This window comes from Vibrio quintilis (assembly GCF_024529975.1).
In the GTDB taxonomy this organism is placed as follows: Bacteria; Pseudomonadota; Gammaproteobacteria; order Enterobacterales; family Vibrionaceae; genus Vibrio; species Vibrio quintilis.
Genome location: NZ_AP024897.1, coordinates 1,824,958 through 1,846,177 on the forward strand (window position 1 = coordinate 1,824,958; position 21,220 = coordinate 1,846,177).

General features: G+C 41.8%; 15 protein-coding genes and 5 pseudogenes. 13 read left to right on the forward strand and 7 right to left on the reverse strand.

From position 1 onward, the window contains the following. The first annotated feature begins 23 nt into the window (after nt 1-23). Entirely contained in the window at nt 24-1,118 is a 1,095-nt protein-coding gene (locus OC443_RS08645; RefSeq protein WP_262021658.1) for a diguanylate cyclase domain-containing protein, read from the forward strand. Between the two features lie 59 nt (nt 1,119-1,177). Continuing rightward, nucleotides 1,178-2,328, forward strand: a protein-coding gene (locus OC443_RS08650; RefSeq protein ID WP_143169485.1) for an IS3 family transposase whose coding sequence is annotated in 2 segments (ribosomal slippage) — nt 1,178-1,421 and nt 1,421-2,328 — 1,152 coding nt in all. Because the reading frame shifts where the segments join, the coding sequence is not laid out codon by codon here. A gap of 426 nt (nt 2,329-2,754) precedes the next feature. Here OC443_RS08650 and OC443_RS08655 read toward each other — a convergent pair. Beyond that, a complete protein-coding gene (locus OC443_RS08655; protein ID WP_073584295.1) occupies nt 2,755-3,795 on the reverse strand; it encodes an IS481 family transposase in 1,041 nt (346 codons plus the stop codon). Between the two features lie 93 nt (nt 3,796-3,888). Here OC443_RS08655 and OC443_RS08660 point away from each other — a divergent pair, with 93 nt between their 5' ends. Together OC443_RS08660 and OC443_RS08665 are read left to right on the forward strand one after the other, a co-directional pair. Continuing rightward, nucleotides 3,889-4,599 (forward strand): EAL domain-containing protein, encoded by a 711-nt coding sequence (locus OC443_RS08660; protein ID WP_073586692.1) that lies wholly within the window; start codon nt 3,889-3,891, stop codon nt 4,597-4,599. A gap of 83 nt (nt 4,600-4,682) precedes the next feature. Beyond that, a pseudogene (locus OC443_RS08665) lies at nt 4,683-5,602 on the forward strand (IS5 family transposase). Nucleotides 5,603-5,797: 195 nt separating this feature from the next. Here OC443_RS08665 and OC443_RS08670 read toward each other — a convergent pair. From OC443_RS08670 to OC443_RS08680, 3 genes are all read right to left on the reverse strand, one after another. Then, nucleotides 5,798-6,397, reverse strand: a complete 600-nt coding sequence (locus OC443_RS08670) for an EAL domain-containing protein (RefSeq protein ID WP_200797010.1) — start codon at nt 6,395-6,397, stop codon at nt 5,798-5,800. Between the two features lie 20 nt (nt 6,398-6,417). Beyond that, a protein-coding gene (locus OC443_RS08675; RefSeq protein WP_143169485.1) for an IS3 family transposase occupies nt 6,418-7,568 on the reverse strand; the annotation gives its coding sequence in 2 pieces (ribosomal slippage) (nt 6,418-7,325 and nt 7,325-7,568; 1,152 coding nt in all). 33 nt (nt 7,569-7,601) lie between these two features. Further along, nucleotides 7,602-9,287 (reverse strand): bifunctional diguanylate cyclase/phosphodiesterase, encoded by a 1,686-nt coding sequence (locus OC443_RS08680; RefSeq protein WP_073586525.1) that lies wholly within the window; start codon nt 9,285-9,287, stop codon nt 7,602-7,604. A 146-nt stretch (nt 9,288-9,433) separates the two neighbouring features. Here OC443_RS08680 and OC443_RS08685 point away from each other — a divergent pair. Continuing rightward, nucleotides 9,434-10,545, forward strand: a protein-coding gene (locus OC443_RS08685) for an IS3 family transposase (protein ID WP_370738790.1) whose coding sequence is annotated in 2 segments (ribosomal slippage) — nt 9,434-9,686 and nt 9,686-10,545 — 1,113 coding nt in all. Because the reading frame shifts where the segments join, the coding sequence is not laid out codon by codon here. Nucleotides 10,546-10,910: 365 nt separating this feature from the next. After that, a pseudogene (locus tag OC443_RS08690) lies at nt 10,911-11,838 on the forward strand (IS3 family transposase); the annotation flags it as partial. 251 nt (nt 11,839-12,089) lie between these two features. Here the strand turns inward: OC443_RS08690 and OC443_RS08695 are convergent. The 3 genes and pseudogenes from OC443_RS08695 to OC443_RS08705 all read right to left on the reverse strand — a co-directional run. Continuing rightward, entirely contained in the window at nt 12,090-13,718 is a 1,629-nt protein-coding gene (locus OC443_RS08695; protein WP_073586528.1) for a methyl-accepting chemotaxis protein, read from the reverse strand. Between the two features lie 113 nt (nt 13,719-13,831). Then, nucleotides 13,832-13,990, reverse strand: a pseudogene (locus OC443_RS08700) (integrase core domain-containing protein); the annotation flags it as partial. 33 nt (nt 13,991-14,023) lie between these two features. After that, nucleotides 14,024-14,574: pseudogene (locus OC443_RS08705) on the reverse strand (IS3 family transposase); the annotation flags it as partial. 277 nt (nt 14,575-14,851) lie between these two features. On the opposite strand from OC443_RS08705, the gene OC443_RS08710 reads away from it, so the two are divergent. From OC443_RS08710 to hisIE, 7 genes and pseudogenes are all read left to right on the forward strand, one after another. Beyond that, nucleotides 14,852-15,340: a DMT family transporter gene (locus OC443_RS08710; protein WP_073586530.1), complete on the forward strand. Its 489-nt coding sequence runs from the start codon at nt 14,852-14,854 to the stop codon at nt 15,338-15,340. Between the two features lie 313 nt (nt 15,341-15,653). After that, nucleotides 15,654-15,830, forward strand: a pseudogene (locus OC443_RS08715) (inovirus Gp2 family protein); the annotation flags it as partial. A 24-nt stretch (nt 15,831-15,854) separates the two neighbouring features. Beyond that, nucleotides 15,855-16,358, forward strand: coding sequence for a GGDEF domain-containing protein (locus tag OC443_RS08720; protein WP_262021699.1), 504 nt, complete (start codon nt 15,855-15,857; stop codon nt 16,356-16,358). Nucleotides 16,359-16,644: 286 nt separating this feature from the next. Beyond that, nucleotides 16,645-17,064 carry a GFA family protein gene (locus OC443_RS08725; protein ID WP_073586531.1) on the forward strand — a complete coding sequence of 140 codons (420 nt, stop codon included), beginning with the start codon at nt 16,645-16,647 and terminating at the stop codon, nt 17,062-17,064. A 621-nt stretch (nt 17,065-17,685) separates the two neighbouring features. Further along, nucleotides 17,686-19,158, forward strand: coding sequence for a group II intron reverse transcriptase/maturase (gene ltrA / locus OC443_RS08730; protein ID WP_200796999.1), 1,473 nt, complete (start codon nt 17,686-17,688; stop codon nt 19,156-19,158). 644 nt (nt 19,159-19,802) lie between these two features. Then, a complete protein-coding gene (gene hisF, locus OC443_RS08735; RefSeq protein ID WP_073586631.1) occupies nt 19,803-20,576 on the forward strand; it encodes an imidazole glycerol phosphate synthase subunit HisF in 774 nt (257 codons plus the stop codon). Further along, nucleotides 20,573-21,205, forward strand: coding sequence for a bifunctional phosphoribosyl-AMP cyclohydrolase/phosphoribosyl-ATP diphosphatase HisIE (gene hisIE, locus OC443_RS08740; protein WP_073586630.1), 633 nt, complete (start codon nt 20,573-20,575; stop codon nt 21,203-21,205). The genes hisF and hisIE overlap by 4 nt, the downstream gene beginning before the upstream one ends. The last annotated feature ends 15 nt before the right edge of the window (nt 21,206-21,220 follow it).

Below are 21,220 nucleotides of genomic sequence, written 5' to 3' on the forward strand. Positions count from 1 at the left end.
TAATATTCAACTCATACAATAGTATGTTAGATAGTATCGTAAGCATTCAAAAAAGTAGAGTTCTGTTACTATCTAATGAAATAAAGAACAAGTTAAAAAATTATGAAAACTATATAGAGATATCAAGTAAGGCTCTTGAATACGATGTATCGAATCGTAAAAGTGGTGATCTCGAAAAGAAAATTTCATATCTAGTAGACACAAATGAGAGTGTGTTTTCATTTGCTGTTTATAGTATATCTGGAAAGCAAGTTCTAACTAGTGGGAATACAAATCTACAACTGTCACCAGATATAACAGAACTAACTCTGTTAGGCTCTAATCTAATTTTAGGTCGTAGTCATTTCAAGCCTGAATTGGGTTTAGTCATGCCACTCTACAAACCCATACAGTTTCGTAATGAGACATTTATCGTCTCAATTGTAGTATCTGTTGAAAGTATTTTTGATTCACCTAACGATATTTACAATGTCGAAGGTATCGATTCCTTGATAATTTGGAGGGATATAGATAGATACTTTCAGTTTGTCGGGCCGAACAATATCGAAAACCAAATTTATGATGCCCCTGTTGAAGACAGCTTAGTGAAAAGTCAACTTGCGCGTCTTGAAAAACAAACTGGAAAGAGTATAGATACCCTCAAATTGGAGGGTTTACCTATAGTGAACTCAATTAATGGATCTTTGAGAGAAAGCTTTACAACAAGCGTTTTTATCTCAGATTATAAAATATGGCTCACCTTAGAGTCTAATGAGAAGCAATTTAATAAACGATTTGTATCAATAACTTTACAGTATTTATATCTATATGCTTTCTTTATTTTAATTCTTACTTTTATATTTGTTAATATCAGAGTGAGAACTACAGAGTATGAAAAAAATGCTAAATATCTGATAGAGCATGATTATTTGACAGATATGAAAAACGCTCTTTATTTCGATCGATTTCTAACCGATAAAGTTGAATCAAAACAGGAAGTCAATGTTGGAGTTTTTTATATAGAGAACTTATCAACAATTAATGGCTTGTTGGGGCATTCAGTTGGTGATCAATTGGTGTCAAAAGTTGCGGATATATTGTCAATTTATGATAACAAGAAAGAAACTATAGCTGTTTGATCCGCACCAATAGTTTTGGACACTGAGTTAAGTGAGTACAATCACTAACGAGGTGAACAATGACAACTAAGAAAACACGAATTAAACATGCTCCTGAATTTAAAGCAGAAGCACTCAAACTAGCCGAGAAAGTGGGCGTCGCTGCTGCGGCCAGACAACTATCGTTATATGAATCTCAAATCTATGGATGGCGAAAAGCTGTCAAAAAAGACACAAATACCAGTGATAGAGAAAAAGAGTTAGCGATTGAAAATGCCAAGCTCAAACGATTATTAGCCGAACAAGCTGAAGAATTAGACATCGTAAAAAAGGCCGCCACCTACTTCGCGAAAAATCTAAAATAGATTGCTATGAGTTTATGCTCGAACACCTGATGCGATATAAGATTGTCCGTATGGCTAAGGTGTTTGGGGTTTCTCGAAGTGGGTTTTATTACTGGATTGAAAATCGCCATAAGGTCACTCAACGCGACGAACGGCGTAAGCTGCTTGATATCAAAGTTCGAGAAGTCTTTGAAGATAAAAAAGAACGCGATGGCGCAAGGCGTATTCAAAAAGAGCTTGAAGGCAGTGGTGCTAAACACGATGTGAAGACCATTGCGGCTAGCATGAATCGACAAAATCTGGTGGCAAAGGCCGCTCGTAAGTTCAAATGTACGACCGATAGTAAGCATAAGTTACCAATCGCCCCGAACTTGCTTGAGCAAGATTTTACTACAACAGCACCGAATCAAAAATGGGCTGGAGACATCACCTATCTCGCAACAAGTGAAGGCTGGATGTATTTAGCCGTCATTATTGACCTTTATTCACGGCAAGTCATTGGCTGGTCGATGAGTACAAGAATGACTGCAACGTTAGTTTGTGATGCGCTCTCAATGGCTTTATTCCGCAGAGGTTTACCAAAGGATGTGATTATTCACAGCGACCGTGGCAGCCAATATTGTTCAAAGGATTACCGAGAGTTAATCGCAGCTCATAAACTAAAACAGAGTATGAGTAGGAAAGGAAACTGTTGGGACAACGCTTGTGTTGAAAGCTTCTTCCATTCAATGAAAGTAGAAGCAATCCAATACGAGCCTATTATGACACGAGAAGAAATGCGCCAAGCACTCTTTGAATACATAGAAGTTGATTATAATCGAACAAGAAGGCACAGTGCTCTTGGGTATCTAAGCCCAGTTAACTTTGAAAAACAATATGTCGCTTAACAAAGTGTCCAGTCTACCTGGTGCAGATCAGTTAGAGTTGGCGGCAACGAGTTTGCTATACATAGTAATGCAACTTCATTGGACACAATTTCTAGAGAAGTTACGTTACTGCTTTCAAAGCCGATAAAATGTGAAAATCATTATATTTTAGTTGATATTAGAATAGGTCTGTTTTTCTTTGATGGTAATATTGTTAGCCTGAGTGACATTAAAAGGAATACTAACTTAGCACTAGATAAAGCAAAAAAACACAATCTAAAAGTGTGCCGCTATGAATCCCATCTCTTGGATGAGTTTATTCGAACAACGACTCTAAAAGAAGAACTCCAATATGCAATAGGGCGTCAGGAACTATATGTCTGTTATCAACTGTACTAGCTCAGACCTGATCTGACAGTTACCCATTTTTTCGGTGCTTTCGTCAGATTAGATTTGAGCTAAATTCTTTTCTGCCCAAATCTTTTTTCCATCCAATAATGTCTCTATCGGTGTCCGCCCACAGCAGACTTTTCCCTGATGAGTTCGAACATTGTTGTAATAATCCAGCCATTCGTCCAGATCTTTTTGCAACTCTTCTAATGAACTGTAGAGCTTTTTCCTGAACGTGACCTGATAAAATTCATTGAGAATCGTTTTGTGGAAACGCTCGCAGATACCGTTTGTCTGAGGATGTCTGGCTTTTGTTTTTGTATGGTCGATATCATTGATAGCCAGATACAGCTGATAATCGTGCTGCTCCACTTTGCCACAGTACTCTGTGCCTCTGTCCGTCAAAATCCTCAGCAGCGGAAGCTGATGGGCTTCAAAGAACGGTAAGACACGATCGTTGAGTAAATCAGCCGATGTGATCGGTGTTTTTGTGGTATAAAGTTTTGCGAAAGCCACTTTGCTGTGAGTATCGACAAAGGTCTGCTGGTAAATCCGGCCAACACCCTTGAGATTACCGACGTAGAATGTGTCCTGTGACCCCAGGTAGCCGGGATGATGCGTCTCGATTTCACCACACACTTCATCATCCTGTTTCTTTTTCTCCAGCGCTGCAACCTGCTCTTCACTTAAAATGATTCCTTCACTGGCGACTTTGGCTTCTAAAGCGGCCAACCGTTTTTTGAAATTCTCCAGATTATTCCGTAGCCAGATCGACCGGACACCACTGCCGGAAACAAAGATTCCTTTCTTACGGAGTTCATTGCTGGTACGCGCCTGACCATGAGCTGGAAATTCGATGGCGTAACTGACGACAGCCTTTTCTGTAGATTCATCAACCCGGTTCTTAATATTGGGTGCTCTGCGGGACTGATTCACTAAGGAATCAATTCCGCCTTGCTCGACAAGCTCCTGATAGCGATAGAACGTGTCCCTGGATACGCCCATAATCTTACATGCCTTGGAAACATTGCCTAATTCTTCCGCCAGATTTAATAAACCCGCTTTGTGTTTGATAATGGGATTGTTAGTATGAAGCATGAGAGTTACCTCTTTTTTGTTTGATTAAAGATTCAGCACCTTTATCAAAACGGGTAACTCTCAACTTTTCAAGAAGATGTGTCAGATTAGGTTGTGACTAATTCATATCAACCTAAGGTAAACTCAAATGGTGAAGTATACAGCCTCGAAGCTCTATTAAGGTGGAATAGTGCTAAACTTGGCCATATTCCACCTGATGTTTTCATACCATTAGCAGAATCTACAGGCCTAATTCATGACTTCGGAGGGTTTGTTCTCAATACTGTCATTAAAGATCGAAAAAAACTCTCTGATATTTACTCTTTTAACCCGAATATTGCTTTGAACGTTTCGTTGCTTCAAATGTTGGAAAAGACTTTTATTTCTAACTTAAGGAACATAACTGAAACACACGAAATAGAACCTGGTTCATTAACAATAGAGTTAACTGAAAGTGTTTTGATGAATAACATCGAAAAAATTATTCAAGTTATGGAAGAAATTAGAGCTTTGGGGATTAAGATTTCATTGGATGATTTCGGTTCAGGACTCTCTTCACTTAATTTATTGGCTCGTTTACCAATTGATGAGGTGAAATTAGACAGGGTGTTCATTTGCAATATGGATGGTAGTGAGAGCGAAAACATTCTATTGACAATCAAAAACATCATTTCATTGTGTCTGGACTTATCTCTAGAAGTTGTTGTTGAAGGAATAGAAGATCAGGATACTGAAACCGTTCTCAAAAAGCTAGGAGCACAGAATTTTCAGGGCTATTATTATAGTAAGCCTATGAAAATTAATGACCTCGAAGTGGGTGTTTAGCGGGACTTTGTTGCCTAAATCGATGGAACTAAATCAAGAATCTACGATCTGATCTGGCTACACCAATTAATCGTCGTAGCCTCATGCCTAAACCTCGTTACAAAACAATTAACTGGAAGAAGTACAATAAAGCCGTGGTCAACCGTGGTTCTCTGACCTTTTGGATTGATGAGGAAGCAATAGCAGAGTGGAAACAAAACAAACAAGGCAAACGTGGTAGACCTCCCGATTCAGCGACTTAGCTATTACTACCGCACTGATGGTAAAACGAGTTTTCTCTATGCCATTTAGAGCGCTGCAAGGTTTTCTAGACTCAGTATTTAAGTTGGCTAATATCCCGCTTGTGAGTCCGCATTACACCTGTATAAGCCGTCGAGCTAAGGAAGTTGAGGTTTCATTTAAAACCAAAACCAGAGGTGCGATACAACATCTGGCTATTGATGCCACTGGCCTCAAGGTTTATGGCGAAGGTGAGTGGAAGGTCAAGAAGCATGGCACTGATGGGAAGCGCAGAGTCTGGCGTAAGCTGCATATCGCAGTAGATACAAGCACCCACGAAATAGTCGCAGCAGAGCTGAGTTTATCTAACGTACCCGATGCCGAAGTGCTTCCCAACTTACTTAAGCAGACACGTCGTAAAATCATTGAGATATCAGGTGATGGAGCTTATGACACAAGGAATTGCCATGACGCTATACGAGTCAAGCGAGCGGTTCCGCTCATCCCGCCACGAGAGGGGGCGGCCTTCTGGGAACAAGGACATCCTCGTAATTTAGCGGTAGGCTGTCAGAAGCTTTACGGCTCCAATAAGAAGTGGAAAAAGCGATATGGCTATCACAAGCGCTCGCTATCAGAGACAGCAATGTATCGGGTGAAACAGTTGTTAGGTGGGAAATTAAGCCTAAGAAATTACAACGCCAGGGTTGGCGAGACTTACTCAATGATCAAAGCGCTGAACAAGCTTACGGGGCTAGGTATGCCTGAAACTCAGTATATCGTTTAAGAATCAAGCACTATGGGGCAGGCATGTATTCTCTCTGAATTAGGCAACAAAGCCTGTTGTTCGTTGACACATTTCGAACAATGTACACTATTAATTTAGCCGCCTCTGAATGCTCTTTCCCGATCGTCGTAGACTGCTCTATTGAATAACTGTCAATTGTGAAGGGGCAATTAAACCAAGTATCAGTGCATCAGTTCAGGAATAGTGTCTCAAAAAGTCGATTTTATTTAGGTCTAGCGGTTTGGAGTAATAATATCCTTGAAATAAATCACAACCCAGTGAATGTAATAGATCAATTTGCCTCTTATTTTCAACTCCTTCAGCTACGACATTGAAATCGAATACCTTAGCCATAGATATAATCTGAGACAACAGTTTTATTGAGCGAAGATCTTCATTGAGAATATTATCAACAAACACTTTATCTATCTTGAGTTCATCTAATGGCAACTCTTTCATTAAATAGAGAGAGGAATAGCCTGTGCCGAAGTCATCGATTGACAACTTTACGCCAAGATTTTTGACTTGGTGTAAAGTGCTTTTTATTTTAGCTAAGTCTTGAGAAAAAACACTTTCCGTAACCTCCAGTATAAGTAAGGAGGGGTCAAAGTTAACGAAATTAATTGCGTGTTGAATTTTTTCAAAAAAAGAATCTTCTGATATTTGACGAATGGATATATTGATTGATAAGGTGACTCTGTGAACTTGACAGATCTTTCTCATGTCTAATAGAGCTTTATTTATTATAAATTCCCCCAGCTCAAAAATATAACCAATCGACTCTGTGATCTGCACCAGGTAGACTGGACACTTTGTTAAGCGACATATTGTTTTTCAAAGTTAACTGGGCTTAGATACCCAAGAGCACTGTGCCTTCTTGTTCGATTATAATCAACTTCTATGTATTCAAAGAGTGCTTGGCGCATTTCTTCTCGTGTCATAATAGGCTCGTATTGGATTGCTTCTACTTTCATTGAATGGAAGAAGCTTTCAACACAAGCGTTGTCCCAACAGTTTCCTTTCCTACTCATACTCTGTTTTAGTTTATGAGCTGCGATTAACTCTCGGTAATCCTTTGAACAATATTGGCTGCCACGGTCGCTGTGAATAATCACATCCTTTGGTAAACCTCTGCGGAATAAAGCCATTGAGAGCGCATCACAAACTAACGTTGCAGTCATTCTTGTACTCATCGACCAGCCAATGACTTGCCGTGAATAAAGGTCAATAATGACGGCTAAATACATCCAGCCTTCACTTGTTGCGAGATAGGTGATGTCTCCAGCCCATTTTTGATTCGGTGCTGTTGTAGTAAAATCTTGCTCAAGCAAGTTCGGGGCGATTGGTAACTTATGCTTACTATCGGTCGTACATTTGAACTTACGAGCGGCCTTTGCCACCAGATTTTGTCGATTCATGCTAGCCGCAATGGTCTTCACATCGTGTTTAGCACCACTGCCTTCAAGCTCTTTTTGAATACGCCTTGCGCCATCGCGTTCTTTTTTATCTTCAAAGACTTCTCGAACTTTGATATCAAGCAGCTTACGCCGTTCGTCGCGTTGAGTGACCTTATGGCGATTTTCAATCCAGTAATAAAACCCACTTCGAGAAACCCCAAACACCTTAGCCATACGGACAATCTTATATCGCATCAGGTGTTCGAGCATAAACTCATAGCAATCTATTTTAGATTTTTCGCGAAGTAGGTGGCGGCCTTTTTTACGATGTCTAATTCTTCAGCTTGTTCGGCTAATAATCGTTTGAGCTTGGCATTTTCAATCGCTAACTCTTTTTCTCTATCACTGGTATTTGTGTCTTTTTTGACAGCTTTTCGCCATCCATAGATTTGAGATTCATATAACGATAGTTGTCTGGCCGCAGCAGCGACGCCCACTTTCTCGGCTAGTTTGAGTGCTTCTGCTTTAAATTCAGGAGCATGTTTAATTCGTGTTTTCTTAGTTGTCATTGTTCACCTCGTTAGTGATTGTACTCACTTAACTCAGTGTCCAAAACTATTGGTGCGGATCACTGCTTTGGAGATGAACTTATCAGGCGCTACTTCCCCGAGAACGTTGGAGCTCCATCTTGCAAGGGCTTCTACACCTATTACTTTACCCTTTCTATCAATTTGAGGTTGATATTTTAAATAGATTTCGTTGTTAATAACTGATCTTTCGAGGTGTAATTCAAGTCTCCTCTCGTCTATGTATGTGTTTTTCAAATCTTTATTAAAAACAACATAACACCCTTTCTTTTTCTTTGCTTTTAATAGAGCTAAATTTGCACTGAATTTTAAATCTTCTAGTTTCTCCCCGTCTTTTGGGTATGAAGCGATACCTATACTAGCGGTGAGCTTTTCATTTCCTCGGCCGTGTTCGATAGATGCGTTAGTTGCTTCGTATAATATTTCTTGGCAAAGATTATCTATTTGTTCCTTAGTTTTTATTATAAGTATGAACTCATCTCCACTATACCGATAAACTGTTCCATCAATATCTTTCAAACTGGCGTTAATCCTATTAACCATGGATATCAATAGTTTGTCACCTTGCTCAAGGCCATTGTCGTCGTTAAAGCGTTTAAAAAAGTCCAAATCAATAATTAGTAAGAAAAACTGTTTTTTATCTTTAGGCTTGCCCAAATCAACCTCTAGTGCGAAACGGTTTTTAGCTTTAGTCAAGTAATCATGTTGTGCTTGAAAGGTAAGTTGACTACGTCTTGTTTCTTCCGCTTTAGATAATTTAGAAAACAACATATATATAATTAATACTGAGCAAAAAAAGACAGTGAGTACACCATAGGCCGTATGCCAAAATTTTTGAGTGAGCATCGCCTTATCGACTTCTGTGTTTAAATACAGATCATATTGAGGTAGGTAGATAGATGCGATTAAAGATACTTCGTTACCATTTTGAAATTCAAAGTAATCTGCGGTATTTGGCATTGTACAATTTCTGCACCAAGGAAAATACTCTTTTTCTGATAGTCTTCTTTGATAACTTTCGGGCATAGGCTTTGCGTAAACGCTTTCCAATGTAAAAAGTTGTTTAGGTGCAATTTGAAAATGAAGGTCACTTCCCCTATATACGTAAGTATCATTCAGTGATTTAACTCCCTCAGATTTGAAGTTAAATGCATCCCTCAAGTCAATGACTGAAGATACAACAAATTTAGTGTGACCGCTTGTATCTCGAATTGCTTTTCTGATTGGCCATACATATTCGTTAAACTGAACGCCAAAATAAGTGTGTCCTAAAACGATATTTGGGCTATTGAGTGTTGCAATAAACGATTCTTTTGTCTCTGGCCTGGTAAGCATGTTGAAGTTTTCAGGCACATCGATCTTAGACTCATGGTTTAAAATATCTCCGTTTCTTCCGATGATAGCAAAAGCGCTCATTGATTCATCAGCAAGTACAATTGAGTCTATAAGCTTAGTAACCTCTTTTGCTCGTAGATCTTCTATAGATAGAAGTTGCTGCGCAATAATGTTAATTACTAGTTCATGCTGTTCTAGTTTTGACTCTAAGTGATTAGAATGCGCATATGTGTGCTCTATTTGATTAGAGAATTGGTCGCGATAGAGATTTACGTAAGCACCAAAGAGATAGTGCAAAGTAAAGAATAGCAAAGCAATAATGATTATCTTGAAACCTACCCAAGCGTTTTTTCTTATGTATGCCATTTGATGTATTGAATAAATTCGTTCATATGGTTAACTATAGATTAAAAAATAATTAATTCTATAGAGTGTTTGTAACCCTCCCCAAAAAACTGGTCATTAGCAATTAGAGTTTTTCCGTTTACACTGAAACAAACGGAGAACGCATGATGAAAAAATCACGCTACACAGAAACGCAAATCGTAAAGATCCTGAAGGAAGTCGAAGCAGGCCGAAAGGTCAACGAAGTCTGTCGTGAATATGGCATTTCTGATGCGACATACTACAACTGGAAATCCAAGTATGGTGGTATGGAAGCGTCAGATGTTAAACGACTTAAAGAGCTTGAGGATGAGAACCGGAGGCTCAAGCAAATGTTTGCCGACCTCAGTCTCGAGCACCGTATCGTTAAAGATATCCTGGAAAAAAAGCTGTAAGGCCAGCGGTTAAACGCGAGCTTGTCGATTACGCTCGCAAACACTATCAGGTCAGTTTGCGAATGGCCTGCCGCGCAGTTGACATTAGCGACTCAGTCTATCGCTACCGACCAGATCCTCACCGAGATGATGAGGTTATCGCGAAATTGCAGGAGACAGCAGAGCGGTATCCTGCATACGGATTTGGCAAATTATTTAAAGTACTTAGACGTTGGGGACACCGATGGAATCATAAGCGAGTCTATCGGGTGTACTGTTCGCTCAAGTTAAATCTACGGCGCAAGGGTAAAAAGCGTCTACCGAAACGAAATCCAGCGCCACTGGCATGCCCAAAGTCGATCAACAGTTGCTGGTCTATCGACTTCATGAGTGACTCTTTGATCTGCGGCAGGCGCTTTCGTACGTTCAATGTCGTGGACGATTTCAACCGTGAGGTGCTAGCGATTGAAGTGGATTTAAATCTGCCAGCACCACGCATTATAAGGGTGCTAGAGCGCATTATTGCCTGGCGAGGGTTCCCCAGTAAGCTGCGCATGGATAATGGCCCTGAATTTATCTCAACCACTTTGGCTGATTGGGCTGAAGATAACACAGTTGAACTGGAGTTTATTCGCCCAGGCAAACCAACGGAGAACTCTTATATAGAGCGATTTAACCGAACTTATCGGACAGAAATACTCAACATGTACGTGTTCAAAACGCTGAGCGAAGTCCGAGATCTGACAGAAAATTGGATGAAGGAATACAACGATGAACGCCCTCATGACTCACTCGATGATTTGACTCCTTGGGAGTATTTAGCAAGGCATGAAAGTAGGAAAAACTCTAATTTAGAGTGCCACTAAAACCGGGAGGGTTACATGTTGAATAGCTGTAAAAAACATGACTATTGGCGAACTTTTATCATGCATACCTAGTTCTTCAAATTTGTTACTTGTTTTAACACACAACATTGATTTAGCAATTGAGTTATTCGGCGTTAGTGATGCCCAGTTAGGACTTTCCATTTCGCCTTGTTTTCGGTGTAAACCTGACATCATTTGGGGTACAAACCTTCTCAAGTGTATGGTGTCAGTCTTAAATTGGCATTCATTGAGAAAAACTATTTTCTATGAGTCTGTAGCTATTTTAGTGTTGTGTTGTGGCATAGTGAATTTGGCCACCTGATTAGAGGTGCTAAGATGCACCTCATAACATGACAGGTGAAACTATGACCACGCGAACCAGACGTACTCTCAGTGCGGAATTTAGATTCGAAGCAGCAAAAGCCATGGGTGTGGTAAATCGACAATGGACAAGTGGTTAAGGCAACTTAAGCAAGAAAGAAACGGAGTGACTCCCCAAGCCTCACCGATAACACCAGAGCAAATTGAGATACGTGAGCTGAAGAAGAAACTCGTCCGTCTTGAAGAACACAATGAAATATTAAAAAAGGCGACAACAGCTCTCTTGATGTCGGACTCACTGAACAACTCGCGATAATTGAGAAACTCAGGCAGAGCTTTAATGTAACCACCTTGTGTCATGTGTTCAGTGTCCACCGCAGCAGCTACAAATACTGGCGTTGTCGCTCTAAACGTGTATCCCCTGAGTTGGTGAAACTAAAAAGTCTCATTAACGAAGTTCATATGGCAAGCAATGGCTCTGCTGGTGCGAGAAGCATTGCCGATATGGTGACGCCCCAAGGTGTAAAACTAACACGTTATCGATCTTCTAAGATGATGAAATTTCTAGGGTTGGTAAGCTGCCAAACACCGAATCATCGTTATCGAAAGGCATCAAAAGAGCACGTAGAGATCACCAACCATCTATCTCGACAATTTGCCGTTACCTCTCCAAACCAAATCTGGGTAGGTGATGTGACGTATGTTCAGACGGGGCAGCGCTGGATGTATCTTGCTGTTGTCATCGATCTGTTCGCGAGAAAGCCAATTGGTTGGGCGATGTCAGTCTCGCCTGATATCAAGTTGACAGGAAAGGCACTCTCTATGGCGTTTGAATCACGAGGTAAGCCCAAAGGCGTGATGTTCCACAGCGACCAAGGAAGTCATTACACAAGTCGTTCTTATCGGCAACTGCTGTGGCGTTATCAAATCAAGCAAAGCTTATCGAGGCGAGGTAATTGCTGGGACGATTCCGTTCGTAGCACGAAATATTTACGGTAGTTTCAGCAATCAGTTGGTGGTGATTCAGACTTTATGTTGACCAATATCATCTGAAAGGAGGCCTGCTTTCATCATGTCGCCTTAGTAAATGGAAGATAACGTCATTATAACCGTAAAACTAAGTGAATATAGTTCCACATTCCTTATTTTTTGTCAGTATTAATAATGACAAAATGAAAAGGAGCACAGATAAGTGCTCCTTTGTCTACGTTCGGGAGTGAGGGTTAACCGATTTTAAACTGACCTACATCTTTAGACAGTTTATTAACTGAACTACCTACCCGTTTCGCTACTTCGTTAATATCATTCGACAAACCTTGGCTCACTCGGTTTTGTTCGTTTAAGTGTTCAAGGTTGGTGCTCAACTCTTCTGACACACTGCTTTGTTGCTCCGTCGCAGTAGCGATCTGAGTTGCCATGTCACTAACGATTGTTGCGGAAGACTGAATGGATTCAAACATTTGCTGAATGTTTAGCGACAACTCAACATTCTTCTCAACACGGTTTGAACCATCTAAGATTGAACTCACGGCGTCTTTCACACCCCTTTGTAACTTGTCGATCATGTTCTGAATTTCTTCAGTGGATTTTTGCGTTTTGCTTGCCAGAGAGCGAACTTCGTCGGCAACGACCGCGAACCCTCTACCTTGTTCACCAGCTCGTGCAGCTTCAATAGCGGCATTAAGAGCGAGTAGGTTGGTTTGTTCTGCGATGTTACGAATCACTTCGAGCACGGTAACGATATTGTTTGATTCACTCGCCAGTTGCTCAATCACTTGATTAGCTTTTTTGATGGAGTTCGCGAGTTGGTTAATCTCATCCACCGAGTTATCTATAATCTTCATACCCTGAGTGGTAAGCTCTGCGGTGTGATCAGTTTCGTTCGCCGATCTTAGAGTCCGTTCTGCCACTTCGCGAATGGATACACTGAATTCATTCACTGCCGCAGCAATATGCTCAATGCTCCTCGTTTGTTCATTACTTACACGTTGAGCATTCTCGTGTGTATTTGTAAGTTGAACCACATTGCTTTCTAGCGACGTGCTGCTTGATGATATTTCAGAAATGAGGGTTTGCAGTTTAGCCACAAAATCATCGAATGCCGAAGCCAGCTTACCCAGTTCGTCGGTGCGTTTGGAGTTGATGCGTTGTGTTAAGTCACCGTCTCCTTCGCTGATTTCTTTGATACGTCGAGTGAGATCATTGACACTGCTGACCAGCACTTTAGGAACGACATAACTTAACGTTCCAGTAAGGATGATGATGAAGGCAACGAATATCAACATGTAGAGCTGCGTCTTTGAAGTCTCTTCTGAGAATTCATTTACTTCGACTTTGGCCTGTGAATCTAGCTCTTGACTGGCGATATCATAGAGCTTTCGTAAGCTCTGGAAATCATCAGAAACTGTTGAACCAAGTAACGCTTCTGCTTCTTTGGTAGTTCCGCTATCTACCAGCTTGAAAAACTCATTCGACGATTGCTCCCATTTTCTAAAACGGTTTTCAAAGTCATTCACTTTGTTCGTGATTGCAGGGTGGTCATCCATCAGATTCTTAAACTTCATCATGCCGTCATAAGCTTGCTTAGCATTGTCTTTGAAGTCTTTTATATCGTCTTGCCCCGGACTAAGCAAATAATGGAGTTGAGCCACATAAGCTTGATATAAATCTCGGTCTGCATTCAAAACGAAAGAAACAGAAGGAAGGAACTGATGACCAAAATCATCTACGCCTTTGTTTAGTTTTTTGGTTAGCGTGCCGTACGTTAGAAATAAGATAATTAGAGATAAAACTGCAACCCCCATAGAAATAGAAAGTTTGGATCTAATACTCTTTGTTACTATCCCGAACATAAAAACCTCATGTGACAAAAAATGCAAGTACAACACTGACGATTTATTTTTTATTATCTGTTTTATTTTAGTGATAAATAAATTATCTGCAACACTTTGTAAACCGCCCCTAATTAGTTACACCCGTAATTAGAGGTTTCGGCTTGTTCATGCTTCATCAAGTATTCCCATGGTGTCAGATCGTTCAGTGCGTCACGAGGGCGTTCTTCGTTATATTCTTTCATCCAGTTCTCAGTCAGCTCACGGACCTCGTTCAATGTTTTGAAGAGGTGTTGTTTGAATCGCCACTACTTCAGTAGACGACTTTAAGCCTCATTAAAATACTGACGTTCATGCTCTAACGGTGATAGCCCATCATTGGAACTATGCTGTCGTTTCGGGTTGTAAAACATCTCAATATAATTAAACATATCCATCTTTGCGTCGTCCCTGGTCGCATAGATATTTCGCTTAATTCGTTCACGTTTCAGCAGTTGAAAGAAAAGCCTCCATGCGTTTTGATGTACGTAATATCTGTTACCCAAGCCGTGTTGGGCGCTAATGGATCGAATTGCCGTTCTAAACGATTTGGCGTAACAACGTGTTGCTCACAACTAGGCGCTCTCGGTTTGCGATAGCTAACTTGCGCTCGCAGTCCTGCTCGCTGCATCAGGCGATGCACTCGATTAATATCGCATTGCTCGCCAAGATCACGCAGATCTCGATGGAGTTTGCGGTATCCATAGATACCACCAGACTCAAGCCAACATTGTTTGAGTTGGCCTGTAAGTAGTTCATTGTCACGTTGTCGCTTCGACTTTGCGCAGCTCCTCCACGCGTACTCATCAAACAACTGACACAGTAGTCGCACGGAGTGTCTGGTGGTGCCGCTATCTGACAAGTTTTCCGCTGCGCTCCAAATTTTCCGCAGAGCGCGGCTTTGAATCTCCGCCGCAGGCACATGGCTGACCTTTTATAAATTCCTTCCCTATTCCCACCCCATCAGAACAGTAACTTATATTTGAAGTTCAGAATAGACGATCTATTCCAACCAGTAATAAGTCGTATGCGGTTTACCTCCCTTATTAAGTGAAAATAAGTCCATAGAATTGCCCTATTGAAATCAGATCACCCCCTAAGGTTTAGGGCAATTTATGACCATATTAGCAGCAATTGGGGCGAGGTTTTCTGCGTTCTACACGGATCAGCTAAAAGGGATTATTTGGGGTATTAGTGCCGCTTCAATTGGGGCGCTTTACACGGTTGCTGGAAGACTGGCATTTGATTCAGGTATGAATGTTACTGACTTGATGATGCTTCGTTACCTCGGCGCGATGTTTATTCTGTTACCATTGCATGGCCGACGGTTTTGGCAAACTAAACACTTGATTACCAGCAATCTCCGTTCTTGGCTGCTGGCATCAATTCTTGCTGGACCGTTATTCGCTATTACCTTGTTTTTGGGTTTGCAAAGCTCTTCTCCAGCGAATTCCGCAATGTTGCCATTTATCGCTATGAGTACGATGGGCATTGTGTGGAGTGCATTACTGCTCAAATTCAAAATTGGTCTTTTGCAATGGTCAGGTTTGATGATCATCATTGCTGGTCTTGTTTTATCTAATGTTACTTCTTTGGTTACCTGAGCCGATTTTTCATGGCAAGGCCTAGGTTTGTTTTGGTTGGCTGGAAGTCTTTGGGCCGGGTTCGGGGTCTTTCTCAAAGTCTTCAAGTTGCCAGCACTGACAGTTACGACGTTTGTATCTGTCATTTCTTCTTTAGTTGTTTTACCGATATTTCTGCTCAATACCAATATATCGTATCTTGTTGAACTGCCCTTAGGGCTATGGCTTAGTCAACTAATCATCCAAGGTGTGCTTGCAGGTTGCGGCACGACTCACCTTAAAAAAATACAACGCGAGTAATGCCTATGTCATTCACACACAAAAGGCATTACTCATGGCGAATAGAACCTACCTCCCAAGCATTACTCTAGATAGAACTTTTGAAGATTACCCGCTGTATTACAGCGACAAGGGGTTATACGAGTCAGCACTGACCTAGATGGTCGATGTCTTTGAACAGGCACTCAGTCAGTTTGACATCGCTCTCGCCACACGTTTGGACTTGTTTTTGGCAGAACGATATAACCGCAACGCATTGTTCATAAAAGCAACAAGAGATAGTTTAACTGGTTTGGCAAACAAAGCGTTTTTTATGGATAGACTTAGAAGTACTCTACTAACAAAAATGGAATCTAGCCATCCGTATGCAATCGTTATTTGTGACTTGGATGGTCTGAAAGTGATTAACGATAATTTGGGTCACAGAATCGGCGATGTGGCAATAAAAGAGTTTGCTAATTGTCTGCGTAGAGCTACCCGAGAGTTAGATACCGTTGCGAGGATTGGCGGAGATGAGTTTGGAATCATATCTCCCCTCAAGAGTAACGCAGATGCTAAAGATTTGGTGCAACGATTGGAAGCTGAAGTAACAAAAACAGTCATGTATGAAACTAATACGATTAATCTGAAAGCCAGTATTGGGTTTTCATTAACATCTCAAGATGGGGTGGAAGTAGACCATCTTCTCGACTTAGCTGATCAGAGAATGTACTCGGTCAAGCGCAACCATTACCAAAAGATGAGAATGCAGCCTAGGTAACAATAGAATAAAGATAAATTAATATCATGAGCTTATTAATAACAAAGCTTCCATGCTTGAAGTGGTTCATGGTTTTCTACATTGGATAAAACACTAGCAAACTTTTGCCCCGTTCTCACTTAGAACGAGCACTTTCCTCTGATTTTTAACTATTTGACCAAATTTCTTTAATGATTCAATGTAATTATGGGTGAATATTGAAGTGTGTTGGGATGTCATCACTGGTTCTGTGGTAGTACACACTACTTAATGGCGTTAATTTGTAAACGAAAGTAAGGAGGCTTTTATGGCTAATAAACATCAAGGTTCATGTCTTTGTGGTAGAGTTAAGTATGAGCTTTCCGGTGATTTCCAGTCTTTCTTTTTGTGTCACTGTATTCGTTGTCAAAAGGATACCGGTTCTGCTCATGCTGCTAATCTATTTTCTAAAGCGAGCACGTTAACTTGGTTGAAAGGTGAAAGTGACGTTAAAACCTACCAGCATCCAAACTCAATGCATGCAAAAAGCTTTTGCCAAATATGTGGGTCTGCACTTCCCACGATAGCTGAAAGTATTAACAGTGCAGTGGTTCCTGCGGGTAGTCTAGATAGCATAATTTCAATTGAGCCTACCGCTAAAATCTTTGTAGGTAGTAGTGCAAACTGGTCTAGGAATTTAGATAATGTGCCTAGCTATGAAGAACTACCGGGGCAAGTTAAGAACTAGACATATACACCTTACACCTGCCACGTTATAACTCAAAACTGTCTGTGCGACCTGAAGTCGTATGAAGCGTTGTTCACCGCTTTATGAGTGAACCGTCTGTATCACCAGATGAACCTACGAGCCTGAATAAAGCAGCGGCTCGGACAATGTAACGAAACTTGGCCGTTGGGCTGAGTGGGAACAGAATCGTGAGAGGACGTTTCTCCTGAAAACCACAATTCGGGTAAGTGCTAGGTAGTCAGTATGATGAACGTATGTGAATCCATTCAAGGTGCGTTATATGATGAAGCAGCGGAAGTGGTTAATACGCTGTGGCCAAAAGGCAATGAGAGTTGGAAAGAGGTTGGACAGTACTCTTTCGTGGTCACTGCACTCTCCGCACTATAGTGGGCATCTAACCTGACATTTTACGTAACATACGGAACAGGGTAAGCCTGTATCACTCCCTTTGGGAAAGCCTTTGTGGCCGATAGTGATGCAGGTATAGGAGGTCGGAAAAAGCGAAAGCTACATTGTAATGATGCAGATACAGACTTATGTCTGATCACGAAAGTGAGCCCACTTCCGACTGGTCTCCCATTGCGAGAGAATTTGAAGAACTTTATTCAAGGAGGAAAGCAAATGGTGATCTCGAAAGAGATTGGTGCATCTTCTGACGGCGCTCAATGGCAGTCCATCGACTGGAAATCCATTGAAGCACACGTATTGAAGCTTCAAATGCGTATCGCAAAAGCAACGAGAGAAAAGAAATACGGTAAGGTGAAGTCCTTACAGTGGCTCTTGACTCATTCTCGCTCAGCCAAGCTTCTTGCAGTTAAGCGAGTCTCTCAGAATAAAGGCAGTAAAACGCCTGGAATAGACGGTGTCACCTGGACCACAGATGCACGCCGTATGAAAGCAGTCAATCAACTGAGCCGCAAGGCTTACTCTGCAAAACCACTTAAACGTATCTACATTCCCAAAAAGAACGGTAAGCTCAGGCCATTGGGTATTCCATGCATGATTGATAGAGCGCAACAAGCCCTCCATCTTCTAGCATTCGAACCAGTGTCCGAAACGCTTGCCGACCTCAATAGCTATGGGTTTAGGACAAATCGCAGCACGGCTGACGCCGTCAGTCAGTGTTTCAAATGTTTGGCTCTAAAGCGATCAGCGAAATGGGTTCTTGAGGGAGATATTAAGGCTTGCTTCGACAAAATCGGGCATCAATGGCTTATGGACAATATCACGGTAGATAAACGTATGTTAGAGCAATGGTTAAAGTCTGGCTATGTGGATAAGGGTCTGTTCTATGATACCGATGAAGGTACACCTCAAGGTGGAATAATCTCTCCAACCTTGATGCTAATGACTCTCGCGGGAATAGAGCAACAAATAAAATCTACAGCCCTGAAAAAGGGGGCTAGAGCCAACTTTATCGGTTATGCGGATGATTTCGTGGTTACTTGCTCTTCAAAGGAAGTGCTAGTGAACGACATCAAACCGTTGGTAGCTGGCTTTTTGGCAGAAAGAGGGTTAGCCCTCTCCGAAGAGAAAACGAAGATCACTCATATTGATGATGGCTTTAACTTTCTAGGCTTCAATCACAGGAAGTACAAAGGCAAATTGCTCATCAAACCGAGCAAATCCAACACGCTGTTATTCTTGAGAAATCTACGAGAACTCATTAAAAAGCACGCAACCATCCCTGTTAACGATCTTATCAAGTTGATAAATCCGAAACTCAGGGGATGGGCGAATTACTATCGCCACTGTGTTGCTAAACAAATATTCGGGTATGTCGGCCACAAACTATTCCAAGCGCTATGGCACTGGGCAGTTAGGCGTCATCCAACCAAGTCCAAAGACTGGGTTGTTCATAAGTACTTTCTCAATCGTAAAGGCCAATGGCAATTTCACGGTTGGCAGAAAATCATGAACATGGACTGTCACTTCAATCTGTTCCAAATAGCGAAAGTGCCTATCGAAAGACACGTGAAAATTAGGAGTGCTGCTACCCCTTTTGACCCTCAATACCAAGAATACTTGGCGAAGAGAAAACCCAAAAGGCTAGCTCGTAACTCTTGGAACGAACCTGCTTCGACTGCTTTATAAGTTGCTGGGTATCAATGATGCCTTAGTGGAGGCTTGAGCCGTATGCAGTGAAAGTTGCACGTACGGTTCTTAGAGGGGCGGCACTTGGTAACAAGTGTCGTCTACTCGACAAAAACGTGCTAGATCTCCACGCTGGTATCCAACAAGTCGACTATTTCAAGGTCCTGTGTAATCTGATCTCGAATCCCTTGTTGAAGTGCAAGTGCGCGGATGTGCGAGCTTCTGCGTTGAAGTTGGCCCGCTTCGCGGGAAGGGGCCAGTTTATTCTCCACTGCCATCGGGGGGGGGCAAAGAACTCGTCGCCATCCATAAGATCATCCTCTTCGATGTCTTCAAAACGAGACTTAACGAGCTCAAGCTTTTCTTCAACTGTCATATCAAATCCAATGCAGCCCTGGCGGGCTGCTTTTGGTCACAAAATACTCACACATCTGTTCAATATCATCTTTTGAATGAAATGTAAATCTAGCTGTTATATAGTGATCCTACATGTGAATATCTAAGCATCGCTGCAAAAGTATGCAGATTATATTAGCTGCTAATGATATGAATTGATGCAAATGTGATGCAAAAAAATTTAGGAGTTATTGGTATACTATGGATAGAATATTGAATTGTAAGGGTTTACCTTGGGGTGGTGAGCCGTGTTAGCAAAGCGAATAATTCCCTGTCTTGATGTCAGAGACGGGCAGGTTGTCAAAGGCGTACAGTTCCGTAACCATGAAATCATTGGTGATATTGTGCCACTGGCCCGCAGGTATGCTGAAGAAGGCGCAGATGAACTGGTTTTTTACGATATTACGGCGTCCAGTGATGGACGGGTTGTCGACAAAAGCTGGGTACAGCGTGTAGCTGAGGTGATTGATATTCCTTTCTGTGTTGCCGGTGGCATTAAATCTGCTGCTGATGCAGCGAAAATTCTTGAATTCGGTGCAGACAAAGTTTCAATTAATTCTCCGGCACTGGCAAATCCGGAGCTGATTACAACACTTGCTGACCGGTTTGGTGTGCAGTGTATCGTGGTCGGAATTGATTCTTACTTTGATAAGGAGAGTGGTCTGTATCAGGTGCATCAGTATACTGGTGATGAGAGCCGCACACAGATCACACAATGGCAAACCCGGGACTGGGTCCAGGAAGTTCAGAAACGTGGCGCCGGGGAAATTGTGCTGAACATGATGAATCAGGACGGGGTCAGACAGGGCTATGATCTTGAGCAGCTGCGGATGGTCCGGGATGTCTGCCATGTTCCCCTGATCGCTTCTGGTGGTGCCGGAGAGATGACTCACTTTGCTGATGCATTTTTGCAGGTAAATGTTGATGGTGCATTAGCAGCTTCAGTATTTCATAAGCAAATCATTAACATTGGTGAGTTAAAACAATATTTAAAATCGGAGAATATCGAGGTAAGGGTATGACTGTCGCACAGACTGCGGAATCTTTTGTCTCCCGGATTAACTGGGAAAAGGTCAATGGTTTAGTACCGGCTATTGTCCAGGACTTTATTTCGGGTCAGGTACTGATGATGGGCTACATGAATCCGGAAGCGCTGGAAAAAACATTTTCCACCGGGCAGGTGACTTTTTATTCCAGAAGCAAACAGCGGCTGTGGACGAAAGGGGAAACCTCCGGCAATGTACTGAAGCTGAAGAATGCATCTCTGGATTGTGATCAGGATACTTTGCTGGTTAAAGTGAATCCTGTTGGCCCGACCTGCCACAAAGGAACAACAACCTGTTGGGATGCAGAACAGCAGGAAGAAAGTCAGATGGTCTGGCTTCATCAACTTGAACAGCTTTTGGCGGACAGAAAAAGTGCAGACCCACAATCTTCCTACACAGCCAGTTTATATGCCCGCGGCACCAAACGTATTTCGCAGAAAGTGGGTGAAGAAGGGGTTGAAGTCGCGCTTGCGGCGACGGCGGGTGACAAGGAAGAGTTAATTTGTGAATCAGCAGATTTGATTTACCACTTGCTGGTCTTGCTCAATGATCAGGAACTTTCGGTGAGTGATGTAATAGATAAATTAAAAGAGCGTCACAAATAGCCGTATCTGACAAAT

What these genes read in the sequence shown, in the direction of transcription:
- OC443_RS08645 (WP_262021658.1), top strand. Translation starts at nt 24, where the DNA reads ATGTTAGATAGTATCGTAAGCATTCAAAAAAGTAGAGTTCTGTTACTA.
- OC443_RS08655 (WP_073584295.1), bottom strand. Translation starts at nt 3,795, where the DNA reads ATGCTTCATACTAACAATCCCATTATCAAACACAAAGCGGGTTTATTA.
- OC443_RS08680 (WP_073586525.1), bottom strand. Translation starts at nt 9,287, where the DNA reads ATGGCATACATAAGAAAAAACGCTTGGGTAGGTTTCAAGATAATCATT.
- OC443_RS08695 (WP_073586528.1), bottom strand. Translation starts at nt 13,718, where the DNA reads ATGTTCGGGATAGTAACAAAGAGTATTAGATCCAAACTTTCTATTTCT.
- OC443_RS08710 (WP_073586530.1), top strand. Translation starts at nt 14,852, where the DNA reads ATGACCATATTAGCAGCAATTGGGGCGAGGTTTTCTGCGTTCTACACG.
- OC443_RS08725 (WP_073586531.1), top strand. Translation starts at nt 16,645, where the DNA reads ATGGCTAATAAACATCAAGGTTCATGTCTTTGTGGTAGAGTTAAGTAT.
- ltrA (WP_200796999.1), top strand. Translation starts at nt 17,686, where the DNA reads ATGGTGATCTCGAAAGAGATTGGTGCATCTTCTGACGGCGCTCAATGG.
- hisIE (WP_073586630.1), top strand. Translation starts at nt 20,573, where the DNA reads ATGACTGTCGCACAGACTGCGGAATCTTTTGTCTCCCGGATTAACTGG.